15 protein-coding genes and 4 pseudogenes are annotated in these 19129 nt (G+C 63.3%); 11 read left to right on the forward strand and 8 right to left on the reverse strand.

Features of this window, described 5'->3' with window-relative positions:
• Positions 1-118 precede the first annotated feature (118 nt).
• From ACSQ76_RS16335 to ACSQ76_RS16355, 5 genes and pseudogenes are all read left to right on the forward strand, one after another.
• Positions 119-1114, forward strand: coding sequence for an ABC transporter ATP-binding protein (locus tag ACSQ76_RS16335; protein WP_437157424.1), 996 nt, complete (start codon positions 119-121; stop codon positions 1112-1114).
• Positions 1111-2074, forward strand: a pseudogene (locus ACSQ76_RS16340) (ABC transporter ATP-binding protein). The gene ACSQ76_RS16335 and the pseudogene ACSQ76_RS16340 overlap by 4 nt, the downstream one beginning before the upstream one ends.
• A gap of 212 nt (positions 2075-2286) precedes the next feature.
• Positions 2287-3387 carry a TRAP transporter substrate-binding protein DctP gene (dctP, locus tag ACSQ76_RS16345; RefSeq protein ID WP_437157425.1) on the forward strand — a complete coding sequence of 367 codons (1101 nt, stop codon included), beginning with the start codon at positions 2287-2289 and terminating at the stop codon, positions 3385-3387.
• Positions 3388-3466: 79 nt separating this feature from the next.
• Positions 3467-4777 carry a TRAP transporter small permease subunit gene (locus ACSQ76_RS16350; RefSeq protein ID WP_437157426.1) on the forward strand — a complete coding sequence of 437 codons (1311 nt, stop codon included), beginning with the start codon at positions 3467-3469 and terminating at the stop codon, positions 4775-4777.
• 5 nt (positions 4778-4782) lie between these two features.
• Positions 4783-6138 carry a TRAP transporter large permease gene (locus ACSQ76_RS16355; RefSeq protein ID WP_306130225.1) on the forward strand — a complete coding sequence of 452 codons (1356 nt, stop codon included), beginning with the start codon at positions 4783-4785 and terminating at the stop codon, positions 6136-6138.
• 220 nt (positions 6139-6358) lie between these two features.
• Here the strand turns inward: ACSQ76_RS16355 and ACSQ76_RS16360 are convergent.
• From ACSQ76_RS16360 to ACSQ76_RS16370, 3 genes and pseudogenes are all read right to left on the reverse strand, one after another.
• Positions 6359-7548, reverse strand: a protein-coding gene (locus tag ACSQ76_RS16360; protein WP_437155805.1) for an IS3 family transposase whose coding sequence is annotated in 2 segments (ribosomal slippage) — positions 6359-7287 and positions 7287-7548 — 1191 coding nt in all. Because the reading frame shifts where the segments join, the coding sequence is not laid out codon by codon here.
• A 26-nt stretch (positions 7549-7574) separates the two neighbouring features.
• Entirely contained in the window at positions 7575-8474 is a 900-nt protein-coding gene (locus tag ACSQ76_RS16365; protein WP_437157427.1) for a ParB N-terminal domain-containing protein, read from the reverse strand.
• 358 nt (positions 8475-8832) lie between these two features.
• A pseudogene (locus ACSQ76_RS16370) lies at positions 8833-9081 on the reverse strand (hypothetical protein); the annotation flags it as partial.
• A gap of 266 nt (positions 9082-9347) precedes the next feature.
• Here ACSQ76_RS16370 and ACSQ76_RS16375 point away from each other — a divergent pair.
• The 5 genes and pseudogenes from ACSQ76_RS16375 to ACSQ76_RS16395 all read left to right on the forward strand — a co-directional run.
• Positions 9348-10370, forward strand: coding sequence for a glycosyltransferase family 2 protein (locus ACSQ76_RS16375; RefSeq protein WP_437157428.1), 1023 nt, complete (start codon positions 9348-9350; stop codon positions 10368-10370).
• Positions 10354-11091 carry a class I SAM-dependent methyltransferase gene (locus tag ACSQ76_RS16380; protein ID WP_437157429.1) on the forward strand — a complete coding sequence of 246 codons (738 nt, stop codon included), beginning with the start codon at positions 10354-10356 and terminating at the stop codon, positions 11089-11091. The genes ACSQ76_RS16375 and ACSQ76_RS16380 overlap by 17 nt, the downstream gene beginning before the upstream one ends.
• The gene (locus ACSQ76_RS16385) at positions 11088-12023 is read left to right on the forward strand and encodes a hypothetical protein (RefSeq protein WP_437157430.1); all 936 of its coding nucleotides are present in this window, start codon (positions 11088-11090) and stop codon (positions 12021-12023) included. Before ACSQ76_RS16380 ends, ACSQ76_RS16385 begins: the two co-directional genes overlap by 4 nt.
• Before the next feature lie 4 nt (positions 12024-12027).
• Positions 12028-13623 (forward strand): hypothetical protein, encoded by a 1596-nt coding sequence (locus tag ACSQ76_RS16390; RefSeq protein WP_437157431.1) that lies wholly within the window; start codon positions 12028-12030, stop codon positions 13621-13623.
• A 385-nt stretch (positions 13624-14008) separates the two neighbouring features.
• Positions 14009-14695 (forward strand): annotated as a pseudogene (locus ACSQ76_RS16395) (SDR family NAD(P)-dependent oxidoreductase); the annotation flags it as partial.
• Between the two features lie 72 nt (positions 14696-14767).
• On the opposite strand, the gene ACSQ76_RS16400 reads toward ACSQ76_RS16395, so the two are convergent.
• From ACSQ76_RS16400 to ACSQ76_RS16420, 5 genes and pseudogenes are all read right to left on the reverse strand, one after another.
• Entirely contained in the window at positions 14768-16063 is a 1296-nt protein-coding gene (locus tag ACSQ76_RS16400; protein ID WP_437157432.1) for an NAD(P)/FAD-dependent oxidoreductase, read from the reverse strand.
• A pseudogene (locus tag ACSQ76_RS16405) lies at positions 16060-16404 on the reverse strand (aldehyde dehydrogenase family protein); the annotation flags it as partial. The pseudogene ACSQ76_RS16405 and the gene ACSQ76_RS16400, both read right to left, overlap by 4 nt.
• Positions 16405-16626: 222 nt before the next feature.
• The gene (locus tag ACSQ76_RS16410; protein ID WP_437157433.1) at positions 16627-16899 is read right to left on the reverse strand and encodes a hypothetical protein; all 273 of its coding nucleotides are present in this window, start codon (positions 16897-16899) and stop codon (positions 16627-16629) included.
• Between the two features lie 86 nt (positions 16900-16985).
• Complete coding sequence (locus ACSQ76_RS16415; protein ID WP_437157434.1) at positions 16986-17450, reverse strand: DUF1348 family protein; 465 nt, start codon at positions 17448-17450, stop codon at positions 16986-16988.
• A gap of 86 nt (positions 17451-17536) precedes the next feature.
• The gene (locus ACSQ76_RS16420) at positions 17537-18085 is read right to left on the reverse strand and encodes a carboxymuconolactone decarboxylase family protein (protein WP_437157435.1); all 549 of its coding nucleotides are present in this window, start codon (positions 18083-18085) and stop codon (positions 17537-17539) included.
• Between the two features lie 173 nt (positions 18086-18258).
• Here ACSQ76_RS16420 and ACSQ76_RS16425 point away from each other — a divergent pair, with 173 nt between their 5' ends.
• Positions 18259-18843 (forward strand): TetR/AcrR family transcriptional regulator, encoded by a 585-nt coding sequence (locus tag ACSQ76_RS16425; RefSeq protein ID WP_437157436.1) that lies wholly within the window; start codon positions 18259-18261, stop codon positions 18841-18843.
• The last annotated feature ends 286 nt before the right edge of the window (positions 18844-19129 follow it).

The following is a 19129-nucleotide window of genomic DNA, read 5'->3' on the forward strand; positions in this document are numbered from 1 at the left end:
GCGCCTTCCGCCATCATGCAACGGCGCGCACGTCCCACTGGTTAAGATACAGTGCGCCGCCCGAATGTCCCGAAAACCCGGGGCAACTCTCCGTGAAGCCTGCGAAAGGTCGCCCCGCATGACCGACACCCCCATCCTCTCCGTCCGCGATCTGACCGTGGAAATCCCCACGCGCCACGGCATCCTGCGCCCCGTCGATCATGTCAGCTACGACATCCGCGCCGGCGAGATCCTGGGCGTCGTGGGCGAATCCGGCGCCGGGAAATCCATGACCGGCAACGCCGTGATCGGCCTTCTGGACCCGCCCGCCCGCATCACCGGCGGCGAGGTGCTCTTGAAGGGCGAGCCGATCCACGACATCCCCCGCGCCAGGCTACGCCGCCTCCGGGGCAAGCATATGGGCATGATCTTCCAGGACCCGCTCACCTCGCTCAACCCGCTTCTGACCATCGGCGACCAGCTGACCGAAACCATCACCGAACACCTGAACGTGGGCCAGGACGAGGCCCGCAAACGCGCCATCGCGGCGCTGGACGAGGTCGGCATCCCCGCCGCCTCCGCCCGCATCGGCAGCTACCCGCACGAGTTTTCCGGCGGCATGCGCCAGCGCGTCGTCATCGCCCTCGCCCTCTGCGCCGAGCCGGAACTGGTCATCGCCGACGAGCCCACCACCGCGCTCGACGTCTCGGTCCAGGCCCAGATCGTCTCGTTGCTGAAACGCCTCTGTCGCGAACGCGGCGTCGCCGTCATGCTGGTCACCCACGACATGGGCGTGATCGCCGAGGCCGCCGACCGCGTCGCCGTCATGTATGCCGGCCGCCTGGCCGAACTTGGCCCGGTGCGCGAGGTCATCACCAACGCCCACCACCCCTATACCGCGGGTCTCATGGCCTCGACCCCGCTCGCCAGCGTTGGCCAGAAGCGCCTGAAACAGATCCCCGGCGCTATGCCCCGCCTGGGCGCCCTGCCCGACGGCTGCGCCTTTCATCCCCGCTGTGAATACGCGCAGGACAAATGCCGCCGCGATCCGGGCCCCAGCCTTCAGGCCTGCGATGGCCGCGCCGCCTGCTGGTTCCCCCTCGGCACCACGCAAAAGGAGGACACCGTCGCATGAGCGCCCTGATCTCCATCCGCAACCTCACCCGCCGCTTCGACGTCTCGAAACCCTGGCTCAATCGCGTGATCGAGCGGCTGCCCAAGGCCTATCTGACGGCCGTGTCCGACGTCTCCTTCGATATCGAGGAAAACAGCGTCTACGCCCTCGTCGGTGAAAGCGGCTCTGGCAAGTCCACCATCGGCAAGATCGTCGTCGGCCTCACGCCCCCCTCCGAGGGCAGCGTGAAGATCAACGGCACCGATCTGGCCACCGAAACCGACGCCGCCAAGATCGAGGCGGTGCGCGACGAGATCCAGATGATCTTCCAGGATCCCTACGCCTCGCTCAACCCGCGCTGGCGGGTGCGCGACATCATCGCCGAACCCGTCGCGGCCAAGGGCGGCGACACCTCCGGCCTTGCCGAACGCCTGCTGGAACAGGTGGGGCTTTCGGCGGCGGACGCCTCCAAGTACCCGCACGAATTCTCCGGCGGCCAGCGCCAGCGGATCTGCATCGCCCGCGCGCTTGCCTCCGAACCCAAGATCATCGTCTGCGACGAGCCCACCTCGGCGCTTGATGTCTCGGTCCAAAGCCAGGTCCTCAACCTCATGTCCGACCTGCGCGAGGAATTCGGCCTTACCTATCTCTTCATCAGCCACGACCTGACCGTCGTGCGCCACATGGCTGACCGCATCGGCGTGCTCTACCTGGGCCGCCTGGTCGAGGAAGCGCCCCGCGAGGCGCTCTTCACCGACCCCAAGCATCCCTATACGCAGATGCTCTTTGATGCGGCCCCCGCATGGATGCCTTCGGGCGCGAGGTCGACCCCCGAAGGGCGAGATTCCCGACGCGATCAACCCGCCGTCGGGCTGCGCCTTCCACCCGCGCTGCCCCATCGCCATCGACAGATGCAGCAAGGAACGCCCGGAGATGCGCCTGCTGGGCCAGACCCGCGTCGCCTGCCACCGGGCAGAATAATCGGCGCGAAGGCCGAGGCGTCCCACGCCGCCCCGCCCGTGCACGTAATGTCCGCCCCCCGCCCCGCGCGCAAGACCTTGTTTTCAAGGCAGGACATAGTGCGCCTTTACCGCATATTGGAAATATCACTTTACCAATTTGCCGGTTTGCCATTACGCTCGGAAGCGTCGGAAACCTGAAAATACAGGACCGGCACGAATGGGAGGAAACACATGACCAACAAATTGACCACGCGGCGCAACGCGCTGCGCACGATTGCCGGTGCGGGTGCCGCCACCCTGGCCGCGCCCCATGTCGCAGGCGCTCAGGCCAACGGCACCACCTGGAAAATCCAGACAAGCTGGCCCGGCGGCGCCGGACTTCAGATCTTCCGCGACTGGTGTGGCACCATCGCCGAGAAAACCGGCGGCGAACTGACGTTCCAGCCCTTCGGCGCCAATGATGTCGTCGGCGACTTCCAGCTTTACGACGCGGTCAAGAACGGCGTTCTGGAAGCTGTGAACCCCTTCACCATCTACGCCCAGGGCATCATCCCGGCGGCGACGTTCCTGACGTCCATCCCGCTCGGCATGCGCAACCCGCATGAATTCGACGTGTTCTACTACGGCCTGGGCGGCATCGACATCGCGCGCGAGCTCTACGCGGCTCAGGGCCTGCACTTCGTCGGCCCCGTGCACCACGGTCCGAACATCATCCACTCCAAGGTTCCGATCCGCTCGATCGACGATTTCGCCGGCCGCAAGATGCGCCTGCCCGGCGGCATGGTCGCCGAGATCTTCAACGAGATCGGCGCCGAGACCACCGTTCTGCCCGGCTCGGAAATCTTCCCGGCGCTGGAGAAAGGCACCATCGACGTGGCCGACTATGTGGGTCCGGCGGTGAACTACGCCCTCGGCTTCAGCCAGGTCACCGACTACATCGTCATGGGCCCTCCGGGCTTCATGTCGCTCTACCAGCCGGTCGACACCATGGACATCACCGTGGGTCAGGACGCGTGGGAGGCCCTCTCGCCCGAGATGAAGAAATTCGTCGAGATGGAAACCCATGTCTATTCCGACATGCACCACGCCGCGATCCAGGCCGCCGACCAGGAAGCCTGGGAAAAGTTCGAGGCCGACGGCACAGAGGTTACCCGGCTCAGCCAGGACGACGTGGAACTGATGACCGAGGTCGCCGTGCCGATCTGGTTCGACTACGCCAACCGCGATCCACAGGCCGCGCGCGTCTTCAAGATTCAGCTTGATTACATGCAGTCCGGCTCGCTGGGCTATGTCGACCCGGCCCTGACCGAGGGACTCGAGCTCAAGCTCTGATCGCGCAACAGACCCGCCGCCCGGGGGCCACGTGCCCGCGGGCGGCATTTTCCAACGCTTTCAACGAGTGAGGACCGCAATGCCGGGGCTCAGCTTCACGCTGCCGCATTGGCTGTACTGGGTGGGACTGATAATCTTCCCCATCATCGCGATGATCCTGTCGCGCCGACCACAGCCCGAAGAGAAACGCTATACCCTGCCACTGGCCTACATGATCGCCGTCACCGGCGGCATCCTCGGCCTGCACCGCTTTTATCTCAAAAGCTTGTGGGGCCTGGTCTTCATCCCGATCTTCCTGTTCATCCTCTACGCCAACGCGCAGACCCAGGACGCCCGCACCATCCTGTCGGGCTTCGACAACGAGCTGCGCGTGGCCCAGCGGGTGATCGACCGCGAACAGGGCCGCGTCGAAGAGGCCCGTGCCGACCTGCCCGACCTTCAGGCCGCCTATGACGAGGCCGAGGAAGGCAGCTTCACCCAACGCGCCGCCGAGCGCCGCCTGGACCGGGCGAAGGAGACGCTAGACAGCGGCGCGGCCCGGCTTGAGGAGGCCCAGGCCTCGCTGGAAGAGATCCGCCCGCAACAGGTCGAGGCGTTCCGCGCCCGCGCCTGGTGGGACAACGCCGCAGGCTACGCCTTCTACGCCATCCTCGCCCTTCTGGCCATCGACCTGCTGCTGATGCCCATGCTGGTGCGCCGCGCGAACCGGCAGATCCCGCCCGAGGAAGTGTCCGAGACCGAAAAGGCCCTCGCCGCCCACGAGCAGGAGGAAGGCCCCAAACACGACAGCGACTATGCCGAGAACTGGATCGACCGGCTCTCGCTCTTCTGCGGGGAATTCGTGGCCTACTGGGCCGTGATCGCCGTCTTCGTCTACTATTACGAGGTTCTGGCGCGCTATGTCTTCGGCTCGCCCACCAACTGGGCGCACGAGGCGATGTACCTGATGTTCGGGATGCAGTACCTCATCGCCGGGGCCTACGCGATGCTGACCGAAACCCACGTCCGCGTGGACATCTTCTATGCCCCGATGCGGAAAAAGAACAAGGCGTGGGTCGACCTGCTGACCTCGATCTTCTTCTTCATCTTCGCCGGCACGCTGCTGGTCACCTCCTGGATCTTCGCCATGGACGCCATCGCGGTGCCGTCGGGCAACGCGGTCATTTCCGACTGGGCGCGCGGCCAGATCACCTTTGGCGAGATGGTCTCGGGCTTCGGCCTCGACCAGTGGACCAACCCGAACATCCGCTGGGGCGAGATCAGCTTCAACGAATGGGAAGTGCCGCTCTGGCCGATGAAATGGGTCATGGTCATGGGCGGGCTGCTGCTCGTCCTGCAAGGCATCTCGAAACTGTCGAAAGACATCCGTGAAATCGCACGGGGGAACTGAGTCACATGGGTATTGAAATCGACATCGCGTGGCTCACGCTCATCATGTTCGGCAGCCTTCTGGCGCTCCTGATGGCGGGCCTGCCACTGGCCTTCGTCACCGGCGGTCTGGCCTGCGTATTCCTGTTCATCCTCGGCGATGAACGCGCGCTCAACATCGTGCCCAGCCGCATCTTCCCGCTGATGACCAACTATCAGCTTTCGGCGATCCCGCTCTTCATCTTCATGGCGGCGATGCTGGAAAGGGCAGGCATCATCAACGACATGTTCGACGTGATCTACAAGGTCATGGGCGGGCTGAAGGGCGGGCTGGCCGCGGCGACCATCATCGCCTCGACGATCCTCGCTGCCATGGTCGGCGTGATCGGCGCGGCGGTCGTGACCATGGGCATCATCGCCCTGCCCGCCATGCTGAAACGGCATTACGACCCCAAGATCGCCATGGGCTCGATCATGGCCGGCGGCACGCTGGGCATCCTGATCCCGCCCTCGATCCTCGCCATCATCTACGCGGTGGTGGCGGAACAATCTGTGGGCGAGCTCTTCATCGGTGCGGTCATTCCCGGCCTGATGCTGTCGGGCATGTATATCGCCTACGTGGTCATGCGCAGCTACATCAACCCGGCGCTTGGCCCCGCCATCCCGGTCGAGGAACGTGTGTCGAACCGCGAAAAGGTACAGCTGATCGGCAAGATGGCCGCCCCCATCACGCTGGTCGCCGTGGTCCTCGGCATCATCTTCTCGGGTGTCGCCACGCCGGTCGAGGCCGCGGGCATCGGCACTTTCGGCGCCTTCATAGTCGCCGCCATCCACCGCAAGCTCGACTGGCCCACCATCCGCGAGGCCTGCACCACCACGCTCAAGGCCTCGGCCATGGTCATCTGGATCATGTTCGGCGCCACGATCTTCGTCGGCCTCTACGTGCTGGAAGGCGGGCAGCAATTCGTGCAGGACGCGCTGGCGGCCACCGGCCTCGGCCCCTGGGGCATCCTGATCCTGATGCAGATCCTGCTGGTGATCCTGGGCATGTTCCTCGACTGGGTCGGCATCCTGCTGCTCTGCGTGCCGATCTTCGTGCCGATCATCAAGGCGCTTGGCGCGGCAGCCTTCGGCCTCGACAGCCCCGAGGACCTGGTGCTGTGGTTCGGCGTGCTCTACCTTGTGAACATGCAGATGAGCTTCCTGTCGCCACCCTTCGGCTACGCGCTCTTCTACCTGCGCGGTGTGGCGCCGCCGGAAATCCCGATGACGGACATCTTCAAGTCCGCCCTGCCCTTCCTCTTCCTGCAAATCGTCGGGCTGGTGCTCTGCATGGTCTTTCCGCAGATCATCACCTGGCTGCCAAGGCTAATCTACGGCTGATACTGGGCCGAAACTCGGCTGGCCCTCTCAAACGGCCTCCGCACTGCGGGGGCCGTTTTCGCATCCATGAAACGCCAATTGCCACGCGACGCGTTCAACGAGCGTATCACTCCGTCAAATCTGGAAATAGTGGTGCCCGGGGGCGGAGGTCTTGCCTCGTTCAGTTCCCGTTACAGGCACTCCCCAGCAAATCAAGGGGTAATGACCTGCCACTGAACTTTCACCCATCCGGAACCAGAGCCCTTCGGGTTGATACGCCGATTGGCGCAGGTGGAGCAACCGACATCCGCGCGGAGCTTTCAGATGGCGCAGCGCGGGTGTCGGTTGCGGTGAACAGGCGCTCGGCGAACGCCTTGGGCGTCTGATAGCCAAGCGCCGAATGTGGGCGCTCCTCGTTGTAATCTGCTGCCCAGGCACGGATCACGGCGCGCGCATGGGGCATGTTGCGGAACATGGTTTCGTTGAGGAGTTCATCGCGCATGCGCCCGTTGAAACTCTCCACAAACCCGTTCTGCATCGGCTTGCCCGGGGCGATGTAATGCCATTCGATCCCCTGCGCGGTAGCGAAGGTTAAGATCGCGTTACTGGTCAGTTCGGTGCCGTTGTCCGAGACAATCATGCCGGGCTTTCCACGCCGTTCGATCAGGGCCGCCAATTCCCGCGCGACACGCCGCCCCGAGATCGATGTGTCCGGAACGGCCGCCAGGCATTCCCTCGTCACGTCATCGACCACGTTCAGGATGCGGAACCGCCGGCCACAGGCGAGCTGGTCATGGACAAAATCCAGCGACCAGCGCGCATTGGGCCGGGCCTCGACCAGGATCGGTGCCCGGGTTCCTACCGCCTTGCGCCTGGCCCGGCGTTTGCGCACCGCCAGACCTTCTTCTCGATACAGCCGGTAGATACGGTTGATCCCGGAGGGTTCTCCCTCCCGGCGCAGCAGCACAAATAGCCGCCGATAACCGAACCGGCGGCGTTCATTGGCCAGATCCCGAAGCCGCTGGCGCAGCCCGGTCTCGGGCGGTCGCGCGGACCGGTAGCGGATCATCTTGCGGTCCGCTCCAACAATCTGACAGGCCCGCCGTTCCGACAGGCCAAGCCTGGCCCGCAGATGCGCAACGGCTTCGCGCTTCACGGCGGGCCTCACCATTTTTTTGAGAGCAGTTCCTTCATCGCCGCAGCGTCGAGCATCTGCTCCGCCAGCAACTTCTTCAGCTTGGCGTTCTCGTCCTCCAGCGCCTTCAGTCGTTTGGCGTCCGAAACCGTCATCCCACCAAACTTGGCTTTCCAGGCATAAAAGGTGCCTTCCGACATCCCGTGCTTGCGGCACAGATCGGCGCACTTCGCGCCTGCCTCATGCTCGGTAAGGATGCCGATGATCTGTTCTTCGCTGTATCTCGTTCGCTTCATTGTCCGTCCCTTCGTTGGGGCGGACTCTAATTCCAAATGGAGGAAAAATCCCGTGGCAGGTCAGGCTTGTCTTTTGCCCAGACACAGGTGTTGATCAGCTGCAGACCCAACGTCCTCACAACACGCATCAAGACCTCGGCATGGCGCCAGTCGATGCAAAGAAAGAGGACGCCGCCTTGTTTGAGAGCCTTAGCCATGTTGCCCGTCGTGAGCTTGAGGAAGTCCTCATGCGCAGTGTCAGACATCTCCCCTGACCCTTCAGCGAATTCGGAGAACTTGCCTGCGCCGACTGTGATGTCCTTCTTGATGGAAAGATTGTAAGGGGGGTCGGTAAACACCACGGCGGTTTCAAGCCCTGCTGTGGCTCGGCAAATATCATCGACATTGCGGGCATTGCCGCAAAGAACGCGATGCACGCCAAGATGGTACAAATCGCCCGGTCGGGTGACAGCCTGCGCATCAGGGTCTGGAAGGTCCGACAGTTTGTCGAGAGGATTTGCCTCGTCGGAGCCTACGTCGTCCAGCACGACGAGCCGGTCAATCTCGGGAGCCTCGAAACCAGTCACCGTCAGGTCCGTTTCAAGTTCCAGAAGATATGCGATTTGAAGCTTAAGGGCCGGTTCGTCCCACTCGCCACGTTCTTGTATCCGGTTTACCGCGATCCGAAGAAGACGGATTTCCTCGTCGGACAGATCTTCCGCGATGATGCAGAGGATCTCCTTGAGCCCGAGCGACCGTGCGGCCTCAACACGGATATGCCCATCAATGATCTCGCGTTCCTTGCCAATCAGCGGCGGGTCGCAAAATCCGAAGGAACTGATTGACCGAGCCGCCCGAGCAATCTGCCGCTTGCTTACCTTCCTGACACGCTGCTTCGCGGAGACGAGCTTTGAAATTGGTATCGTTTCCACAATGACATTTGGCAACAAATCATTACGGAGTTCGCGATGTAAACAAGTTCATGCTGAGACCGGTAGAACGACCCCATGCCGGGATGGTCCTTGACCCAGACACAAAGCTGGATCTGCTCCAGTCCGATCCGTTCGAGCGCCGCAGACAACTCTTTTGTGTGACGCCAGTCGATGAAGGTATATTGCAGTCCACCCGACTTTAGCGCCTCAGTGGGCGCGGCCCAGCGTCTCCAGCCTTGATCCGGCAGAAGAACTGTGCCGGACTTTTCAATGACGTGTTCGGAAGCGGACCCTGGGTTAAAGTCACTTTGCTGGGTCTGATCTGGCAATCGTCAAAGCTCTCGCAAAAAGGATGCTCTCGGAACTCAGTTGATTATTGCCTGTGCAGGTGAACGCCCAAATGCGCCCAAGTGGAAAAGCACCTCTGCTTCGAACCTTCGAAGGTAACGGTACTTCGCCCTTGTGCCAGATACGCCGACTTTTGACAGCTCAAAATCCCCAACAATTCCGAGCGAGACGCGCGAGCCATGCTGCTCAAAGCGACATCTCCGGGATGAAGACTTTCAGTCAGGATCCCGTTCGATCTGACAACCTCATGACCACCAAGCAAGAAATGCCAATACTCAACGCTTGCGTTGCACCCGCATCACGCGGCTCACGTTCAGGTACATGAGAACCTCAGCGGCTATTGCTCCAGGGCGCATTCCAAGAAATCGTTAGCGGTCGTATTTGAAACACCTCGCAGACAAAAGGTGTCCACATTTCCCGGGTACTTTGGAAACAGTAAAGAATTAGGGAGACGACCGTGGTCAATGCTCAACCCAATGCCCACTCAAAATGGTTCTGCGCCTGGTCGCAGTCACTTCCGACCGTCGGAGGCGCGGCGCAATGAACGCAACTTTCGTACCGAGCCTGCTGGGTGAGGACGCGCGCAGGCGCGTGATCAGCGTCGTGGTCCCGTTCCTAAACGAGCGCGACACGCTCAAGACACTCGTTGCCCGTGTATCAGATGTGCTCCGGACCCAAGGCGAGGCATTCGAGATTATCCTCGTCGATGACGGAAGTACCGACGGCAGCGGGGTTGAGGCTGCGGAGTTGGAGCGGCGGTGCCCGCCCGTTTGCCTGATCACGCTGAAACGGAATTTCGGCAAGGCAGCCGCGCTGTCGGCCGGGCTGTCGGCGGCTCGCGGAGACGTTATCGTGACTATGGACGCGGACCTGCAGGACCTGCCCGAGGAACTGCCCGGCTTCCTCGCGGAAATCGACGCAGGCTTCGACGTGGTCAGCGGCTGGAAGCGCAAGCGCCATGATCCGCTCTCCAAGACCTTGCCTTCCAAAGTCTTCAACTTCGTGCTGTCCAGAGCCTTCTCGCTGCGGCTGCATGACTTCAACTGCGGCTTCAAAGCATACACGCGCGAGGCGGCGAATTATCTGCAACGTCGCTTATATGGCGATCTGCATCGCTTCACCCCAGCGCTACTGCACAGCGCGGGCTTCCGTATCACGGAGCTTCCGGTCAAGCACGAGCCCCGGCGGTTCGGCCACTCGAAGTTCGGCTCGGGGCGGCTGATGCGAGGTCTGCTCGACCTGCTTACGGTGGTCCTGCTTACGCGCTACCGCTCGCGTCCGCTGCATTTCTTCGGCGGGATTGGTTTGGGTTTCGGCGCCCTAGGCGTTCTGGGCCTCGTCTATTTGACGGCGCTGTGGTTCCTCGGGCTGGGGCCGATCGGGGATAGGCCTCTCTTGCTGTTCAGTATCCTTTCGACGCTGGCGGGGCTTCAATTGATCGGGGTCGGCCTCATTGGCGAACTGGTCGTTGTCTCCAAAGGGCATCAGGACGCCCCCTACGTGCTCGACGAACGCCGCGCAGTCGCCCATCGGGAAGAAGAGAACAATGCAACTGCTTGCTGAAGCCTACACGCACACCCTCCACAGTGCGCGGCCCCTCGCCGAGAGGCTTGGGCTCCTCAATTGGCTCGAGGCTCGTGGTCGAGAGCATCACCGCGCGCTCTGGCTGAGGACGCTGTTCGAAATCTACCGGGTCGAGGGTCTCGTCGCTTTGGATTTGTGCTGGTGGACGTTCGCTGCTCAGGACGCCGTTGCAGCCCATCTGGCTGCACGGCCAGGAGCTCGGGTGTTCGAGTATGGCAGCGGCGCGAGCACCGTCTGGCTCGCGCGACGTGCCGCCGAGGTTCATTCAGTCGAGCACGACCTGTCCTGGGCTGAGGTTATGCGCATGCAGTTGGCCGACGTTCCCAATGTTCGCCTGCGCGCCATCCCGCCGACGCCGCGCCACGCCGCGATCGCCGAGGCGCCTTCCGGCCGCCGCGGCTATGCCGCCGTGGACTTTGCCGACTACGTCCGCGAAATAGACGAGGTGACTGGGACATTCGACCTTATCGTGATCGACGGTCGCAGCCGGGCGGCCTGCCTCGACCATGCCCACGATCGCCTAGCACCTGATGGCCTCATCGTGTTCGACGACCCCCACCGCGCCCGGTACCGCGCCGCGCTCGCGTCTTGCAACCTCGACGTTAGGCATCTGCGCGGCCTGAAGCCGTGCCTGCCCTATCGCGATGGCACCGCTCTCCTGTGCCGTCCCGGGCAAGCAAACCACAGGTTCGCCGCATGAGCGTGCGGACGTGGCTTCGCTGGCTCGGCGCAGGGTTGGTCGTGCTTTCTTTCTGCCTTCTGCTGCGGGAACTGATGCTGTTCGGCCCGGAAGCCCTGCAGATCGCGGCCGAGCCAGGCCAGCTGGCGCTCGCGCTTGGCGCATCCCTCGGCTATGCCGTCCTTCTGACTCTGCCGGCCGCAGCGTGGAGCTGTGTGCTTCGCGAGGGTGACGACGCAGCGTTCGTCTCCAGGACGGCCGTGATCATCTACGCCCGTTGCAACGTCCTGAAATACCTGCCTGGAAACGTCTTCCACTTCGGCGGGCGGCAGTTGATGGCGCGCCGGGCGGGATGGAGCCATCGCATCGCCCTTGTGGCTACGGCGGTGGAGATTGTGGCGCTGCCGCTAGCGGCTGGGGGCGTCGCCCTGATCGCCTTAGCGCTGTCGGGCCCGTATGGGTCCGGCGACCTCTCCCGCGACCTATTCGGCGCGCTTGGAACTGTCGAATTGACGCCAGCCGCAGCGGCGCTGGGGCTCATCCTCGCCGGCTTTGCGGCGGCGGTGATCGTGGCGGTGGCCCGTCGTCTGGGCGTTGCGGCGACGTCGCTCACTGCGATGGCCGCGCTCGAAATCGCATTCTTCGCGGCGAGCGCTGCCCTGGTCGCTGGGATGGCGGCGGCGATGAACGCCACCGGGCCGGCCGACCTGCCCGTTATCGCCGCAGCCTACCTCGTGGGCTGGATCGCCGGCTTCCTGGTTCCCGGCGCCCCCGGCGGAATCGGCGTGCGCGAAGCAGTTTTTCTGTATCTCGTGGCTGCAACGGTTGCGGCACCAACCGCCCTGGCCCTCGCGCTTCTCACGCGTCTGGTGACCACGCTAGGTGATCTGTGGTTCTCTCTTCTGGCGAATGCATCGGACCTGCCCGGCACCGCGATCCGGAATGGAGGATAGATCGATGAACGTGTCCGAAACATTCCGCGTCGGCCCTGGAGGCTACATGCCCGCGATGCTCGTATCCGCTTGGATCCGGCCGATCTTTCTGCTCGCCGTACTGGTTGCGGCGCTATCGCCGATGCTTCTGTACTCGCTGGGCATTTCCGGCGATTACCCAAACCATCTGGCGCGCGTTTACATCGAGCACCGCCTCGCCGGATCTGCGGCCTTGCAGGAGCATTTCACGGTCGAATGGGGCATCTATCCCGATCTGGCTATGGATCTCTTCATGCGCCCCCTCATGGCGGTGATGGATCCCTATTCTGCGGGGGCGCTGTTCAACGTCCTGTCCGTAGCGATGCTGCCGCTCGGTGTGGCGCTCCTTTCGTTAGTGACTACGGGACGCGTCGGCCTTCCCGTGGCAGCAGCTGTCCTGCTGATCTACGGCAAACCGCTGGCGTGGGGCTTCATCAACTTCGTCTTTTCGTCCGGGCTGGCCCTTTGCCTGCTCGCCCTGTGGATCTGGCTGCGCCCGGGATGGCGCCGCACCGCGCTATTCGTGCTCCTGATGCCCGTGCTTTTCTTCAGCCATATCCTTGGCTTCTTGCTGTTCGGCTTCCTGATGCTGGCCTATGAGATTGGCCAGTTCGCGGCCAGCGCGCGCGGGCGACTTTCGCAGTTCGCCACCCGCTTGATCTTGCGCGACGGGCTGATCGCCGTTGTACCGCTCGTGCTGTTCGCGGCGAGCTTTCCGGACCGGCTGACGGGCCTGGACACGGAGATCGCCGGCTTCGGTGGCTTGCAGAGTCGCCTGGAGGCATTCGTGGCGCCTTTCGATTACGACAGCTCGCATGTCTCGGTCGAGGGGAAATCGCTGTTCGTCTGCGTCGGCCTGCTGCTGGTGATTGCGTTCCGCCGAGGCTGGATGACGTTGGCGCCCGCGCTGCGGCCTGTCTTCCTTGCAAGCGTCGTGCTCGTCTTGGCAGTCCCTGCGGCCTTTCTGGGGATCTCGTTCCTGCATATCCGATTCGGGGCAATTCCGGTGGCGATCCTGCTGGCCGGCGCTTCCCTGACCCCGGCCGGACGGTCTCGCGCGGTCCCCTTGTTCGCGGCCTTCTTGGGCCTCTTTGCGCTCCAGCAAGTCTTCGTCCATGACAGAATGGCTGATCTCGACCGCACGCAAGGAGAGATCCGGGCGGCGGTTTCCGAACTGCCGGAGGGCGCGCGCGTGCTCATCGGAAGGGATTCCTTAACGCGGGACGTCTATCGCCTGCAGCATGCGCCAGCCTTGGTCGTGATCGAGACCGATGGTTACGTAGCTAACCTGTTCACCAACACCTCGCCTGTCGGCGTCAACGCGCGCACGATGCCGCCGCACCGGCCCCAAGCCTGGCCGCTCGACCGAAACCAGCTTGTGCATGGGGCTCGCCACGATCCGCCGACGACCGCCACGTCGGATGGCATCCAAGATGACTTCTACCACGGGTGGCCGCAGAAATTCGACGCGCTGCTCTGGTTCACGGAACCGGGCGGACCAGGGCCGGGTTTCCCGCAGTTGAACCTGGTTGCCAGCAATAAGATGTTCCGCCTTTTCGAGATCTCATCGGGCGATTGGTAGAGACCGTCGAGAACGCGGTGGTAACTGGGCGGGCCGACAGAACGGAATCTGGAAGCGCCGCGCCTAAGCGGTCTCAGCGTCGCGAGAACTGACCAATGTGACCAATTCCGGCATGATCCCAGTCGGGACCTGGTGATCACTACAAAAGCGCCAAGTGCGATGAAGACTATTTTCGGATGCGACGTGAATAGGTCCGAGTGTATGGCCGGTACGCGGCGCGCGGGTCGATATCGAAGAGATGGTCATGGGGATATGACGACCCAGAAAGCGAAGTCATTAACGCAGGTAGCGTAGCTTCAAGTTCCACCACGGCGACCCGTTTCGCGCACCACCCCAGCAAAAGGCCCGGTCAGTATCCGGTTGTGAGGTTCCTGCAGCGCGCAGTGGTATCGGGCAGGCCATCGCCCGGCGCCTGGCCGAGGAAGGCGCAAAAGTCTTCACGGCACAACGGCGCGACGATCCTGAGTTCGACTCTGTCGCGATGGACCTTCTGGACCCGCAAGGCCCGGCCGCGGCGGTCGAAGAGGTAATAGCGCGCGCAGGGCGCCTCGACGTGCTGGTCAACAGCGCCGGCATGATGCAAGAGGCGCGGGTCGAGGATATGTCTGTCGAGGACTGGCAGCGCACCCTCACGGTCAACCTGACCGCACCCTTCGTGACGATCCGTGCCGCGCTTCCGCATCTTCGGTCGACCCGTGGCGCCATCGTCAATGTCGGTTCCATCGAGGGGCTGGGGAGCAACCCGAACCACGCCGCCTATTCCGCCTCCAAGGCCGGGCTGCACGGACTGACCCGGTCAGTCGCTGTGGATCACGGGGCCGAGGGCATCCGCTGCAACGCCGTGGCCCCGGGCTGGATCGAGACGGAGCTGAATGCGGGGATGGTCGGTGCCGCCGGCGATGCGGAGGCCTTCCGTGCGGGGCTGGGGCGCATCCATCCCGTGGGACGGACGGGGCGTCCCGAGGAGGTTGCAGCCCTCGTCGCCTTCCTTGCGGCAGAGGAAAGCGGGTTCATCACTGGGCAGGTCTACACGGTGGACGGGGGACGAATGGTGCAATTGAGTCTGCCGTGAATCCGTTACACGGTGGGTAGCATCGCCCTCACTCCTCCCGCGCGCGCCACTCTTTCAGCCGCAGCACCGCGTTCACCCCGATCTGCCGAAACGGCTGTGGGGGAGGCGTCTCGGCCGCTCCTCGGCTCCGAAATGCTCAGTGACAAAGCTTGTCTGCCCCACCGACATTTCTGCCGCTGCAATGCCGGTGAGAGTGCCGCGGGTCGTGCCAAGGCCATTCTGGACACAGCCCGAGTAGATGCCTTCCTCAAGCTGTCGCGTCACGGAGACGCCGTTCAGGATGAGGCAGAGATGTCCGGCCCAGGCATGTTCCATCTTCATCCCGGCGAGTTGCGGAAACCGCTGATCGAACTTGCGGCGCATGGTCCGGGCGGCACGGGCGAGGTCGGCGCTTGTCGGCCGCATGTTCGGGCGCAGCGTCGCGCAGGTGCGCACCACGATGCGGTTGCCGCCCTGTCCGACGTCGATCCGGCGCACCGTCGTGCCCATCGGGTCTGCCGGCGTGATCCCCCATCTTTCCTTCCCGCCGAGGCGCTTCAGCGCCGCTTCGTCCAGCTCCTTCGTCATCACGGCGTAGAGGAAAAGCTGCATGAGCCGTCCGGTCGCGAACCCGAAGCTTTCGAGATGGCCGTTGACCGTCAGGATCACCCGCGGAGCGGTGATCGTGCCACGGGGTGTCCGCACGCGCCAGTCTGACCCGGCGCGCTCGAACCCGGTGCAGGGCGTTTCTTCGCAGAGGTCCACGCCCTGTTCACGCAGGCCCGCCGCCAGGCCGCGGATGTAGCCGGCGGGTTGGAGCATTACCGTGCCGGGCGAATAGAGGCCGGAGCGGTAGTGGCCGGACCCGGTCATCTCGCGCATGGCCTGTGCGTCGAGCATCTCGCAGCTTTCGCCGAGCGTGCGAAGATGGCTTGCATAGCTGGCGTTATGGGCTTCGGCGGCCACGCTCACCGCGCCGTTCACCTTCCCTGCCCGGTCAAAGAAGTTCCGGTCGATCCCGTATTCCTCGACCGCCTCGCCCGCGAACCGGATCGCGTGACGGTTGAGGTCGATCATCACCCGGTCATCTCCCTCGCCCGCGTAGTCATCGGACTGAAGGTCATGCGGCAGGTCGATCATGAAGCCGGAGTTCCGGCCCGCAGCACCTTCGGCAACGCGCCCGGCTTCGAGCATCACGATCCGCGCACCGGGTTGAAGCTGCAAGAGGCGCCGGGCCGCCGAAAGACCGGCGAAGCCTGCGCCGACCACGACGAAATCAGCGGTGCGGTCGCCCTCCAGCATACGAGCCGGGGGCTGCGGCCCGAGGATCGTGTTCCACGCCGCCGGCCCGAGCTGGACCGGCAGACGCCGGGCGCGATGGGCGATCAATCGACGGCCTCGTCTTCGTCGTCGGAGAGGTCGATCCAGATCGTTTTCAGTTGCGTGTATTGGTCATGCGCGTGAATGGAGTTGTCCCGCCCGCCGAAGCCCGACTGCTTGAAGCCGCCGAAGGGGGTGGAGATGTCGCCCTCGCCGAAGCTGTTCACGGTCACGGTCCCGGCCCGCAGCATCCGTGCCCCCCGGATCGCCCGCTTTGCATTGGCCGTGAAGAGCGAGGCGGCGAGCCCGTAGTCGGTATCGTTGGCCACCCGGATCGCCTCGTCGAAGCTGCCGACGGTGATGACCGAAAGGACCGGCCCGAAGATCTCCTCGCGGGCCAGCGCGTCGTCGCTGGACGCCACCCCGAGCGCCCAAAGAGGGCGGATGGCATGAAAACGGCCTGCTCCGACACTCACGCGCTGTAGAACGCGACATGCGGCATCAAGCACAGGCCCTCCTACGTGAGACGCGATGAGGTTACGCATCGGGTCTGCTGGAAACAGGAAGATTTCGGGCAGCGGGATCGCCTCTGTCGCGTCAAAAGACACAGATCAGCCGTTCACGGCACGGGGTCACGCCGCGCAGGAGAGTGCGATGTCCGCGTTCCTTGGGGCCAGGCGGCGCAGGCGGCGCGGGGGCGCTTCCGGAAACGGACAGTCGGTCGGAAAATCGGCCAATGACAGCGCGCAGGCGGCTCTAATGGTCTCGGGGCTATCGGCGACGGTTTGGGCGGCGCGTTCCACGAGGGCCGGACCGGCCTCGGTGAGGGCTGGCGGGACCGCAAGGCTGCTGGCGGCAATCGCCAGGGCCAGGGTGGAAATGCGAAGCATGTAAGTGGTTTTCATTCTACTAAGACCTTATGGCTTAAAATTATGGTTGCGGCCCGGCTGGCGCGGCGATGCCGTGAACAACGCATGACACCGCGCTTGTCTCAGAGTCCCAGGTCCGAAAGACCCGGATGATCGTCGGGCCGCCGTCCGAGCGGCCAGTGAAACAGCCGTGCGTCCTCGGTGATGGGCAATTCGTTGATCGAGGCGATGCGCCGTTGCATCAGGCCGTCCGGAGCGAAGTCCCAGTTCTCGTTGCCATAGGCGCGGAACCAAGATCCGCTGTCATCGCGGTATTCATAGGCGAAGCGCACGGCGATCCGGTTGCCCTGATGGGCCCAGAGTTCCTTGATCAGCCGATACCCCAGTTCGCTTGCCCATTTGCGGGTCAGAAACTCCGTGATGCGCTCGCGGCCCTGAAAGATCTCGGCACGGTTGCGCCATTGACAGTCGGGCGTGTAGGCCAGCGCGACCTTTTCCGGGTCGCGGCTGTTCCAGCCATCTTCGGCCATGCGGACCTTGGTGATGGCGGCCCTTTCGTCGAAGGGCGGAAGAGGAGGACGGGTCATGGACTATCTCCGTTACGATGGAATTCTGGCGCCCCGACAGGGGGCAGGTAGGGATCCGGGGGAAGGATGCCGGGGCGCCTCCGGGGTCAGGCCACCTTGGCGTTGACGACCGGGAAGTCGATCGGCGTGTCGAGCGCCGAATTCAGGTAATTGGTCAGCGTGTTGAGCGCGACATGAGCCACGATCTCGACGATTTCAGCCTCCGAGTATCCCGCGGCCTTGATGGCCGAGACACCGTTCTCGGAGACATGGCCGCGCGCGTTCACGAGGGCGGTGGCAAAGCGGATGGCGGCATCGGCCTTTTCATCCTCAGACCCGCCGGCCCGGTTCGCGGCGATCTCCGCCTCGTCGAGCTTGGCCACGTGAGTGGCGAGATAGGTATGGGCGGCAAGGCAGTAGTCGCAGCCGTTGATCTGCGCCACGGCCAGCGCGATACCCTCGCGGGTTCGGGCATCGAGGCTGCCCTTGGCGAGCGCGCCGTTGAGGCCGAGATAGCCTTCGAGCGCGGCAGGGCTGTTGGCGGTAATGCGGAAGAGGTTCGGCACGCTGCCGAGCATTTTCTTGACGGCTTCGAGAAGCGGTTGTGCTGCGGCCGGAGCGGTTTCGATCGAAGCGGGAAGTGCGATACGGGTCATGTGGTTGTCTCACTCTATTCTGGTTCGAATGTTCAAATTACATACAGACCGGTCTGTTTATTTCAAGCCTCGAAATAGCGTCGGATTTGTTGACGCGTCACCGCTCCAGGGCTTGTAAAGCACAGAAATCCCTGCCACATATATACAGAACAGTCTGAATATGTTAGGTTATTATGGCAAAGTCTCGTCGCGACGATCTTGTAGAAACTGCCCTGAAACTTTTTTACGCGGGCGGCTTCAATGCCACCGGGATCGACAAGATCCTGGAGGAATCCGGCGTCGCGAAGATGACGCTGTACAACCATTTCCGATCCAAGGACGAACTGATTCTCGCGGTGCTGCACCGGCGTGACGAACAGTTTCGCAATTGGCTCATGGGCGAGATGGAAAAGGCCTCGCCCGAGCCGCGCGCGCGTCTGCTGGCAATGTTCGACGCGTTGGAGACCTGGTTCGAGGGACGCGCGTTCAGGGGGATGGGCTTTCACGGCTGCGCCTTCATCAACGTATCCGGCGAATTCAGCGATCAGTCACATCCCGCCCATCGCGTCGCCGCCGAGCACAAGCGCAGCATCCTGGAATATCTCGAACGGCAGTGTGCCAGCGCCGGAGCCCCGGACCCGGTAAAGCTGGCCGAGCAATTGGCCCTGCTCAAGGAGGGTGCCATCGCCACCGCCCATGTGCGCGGCATGCCCGACGCGGCGCAGATCGCCAAGGAAATGGCCGCGCGGATGATCGATGCAGCCCTCGCCGAGGCATAGTTGCCGCCTGTGAAGGCAGCCCTGGCTTTTAGATTTCTACACTTTCAAAGATTTCCAGAGCGTCCTCGAGCTCAACCCCGAGATACTGGTCGGTGACCGCAATACCCAAGATGGCAGCATCAACTGGCGAATAGAGGGGCGGCCAGCCCAATGCGGCTTGTATTTCATGCGTCGCAGGCTTACTTGTAAGATGCTTATGTTGTTCTCTCGAACCGCTGCTTCCGTTTACCCGGCTCTCAGTTGATCGATTCAGTCTGACTATGCCGGGCTGCCGCATCCTGTGGGC

The sequence above is a fragment of the Roseovarius sp. B08 genome, assembly GCF_051417955.1.
Classification (GTDB): Bacteria; Pseudomonadota; Alphaproteobacteria; order Rhodobacterales; family Rhodobacteraceae; genus Roseovarius.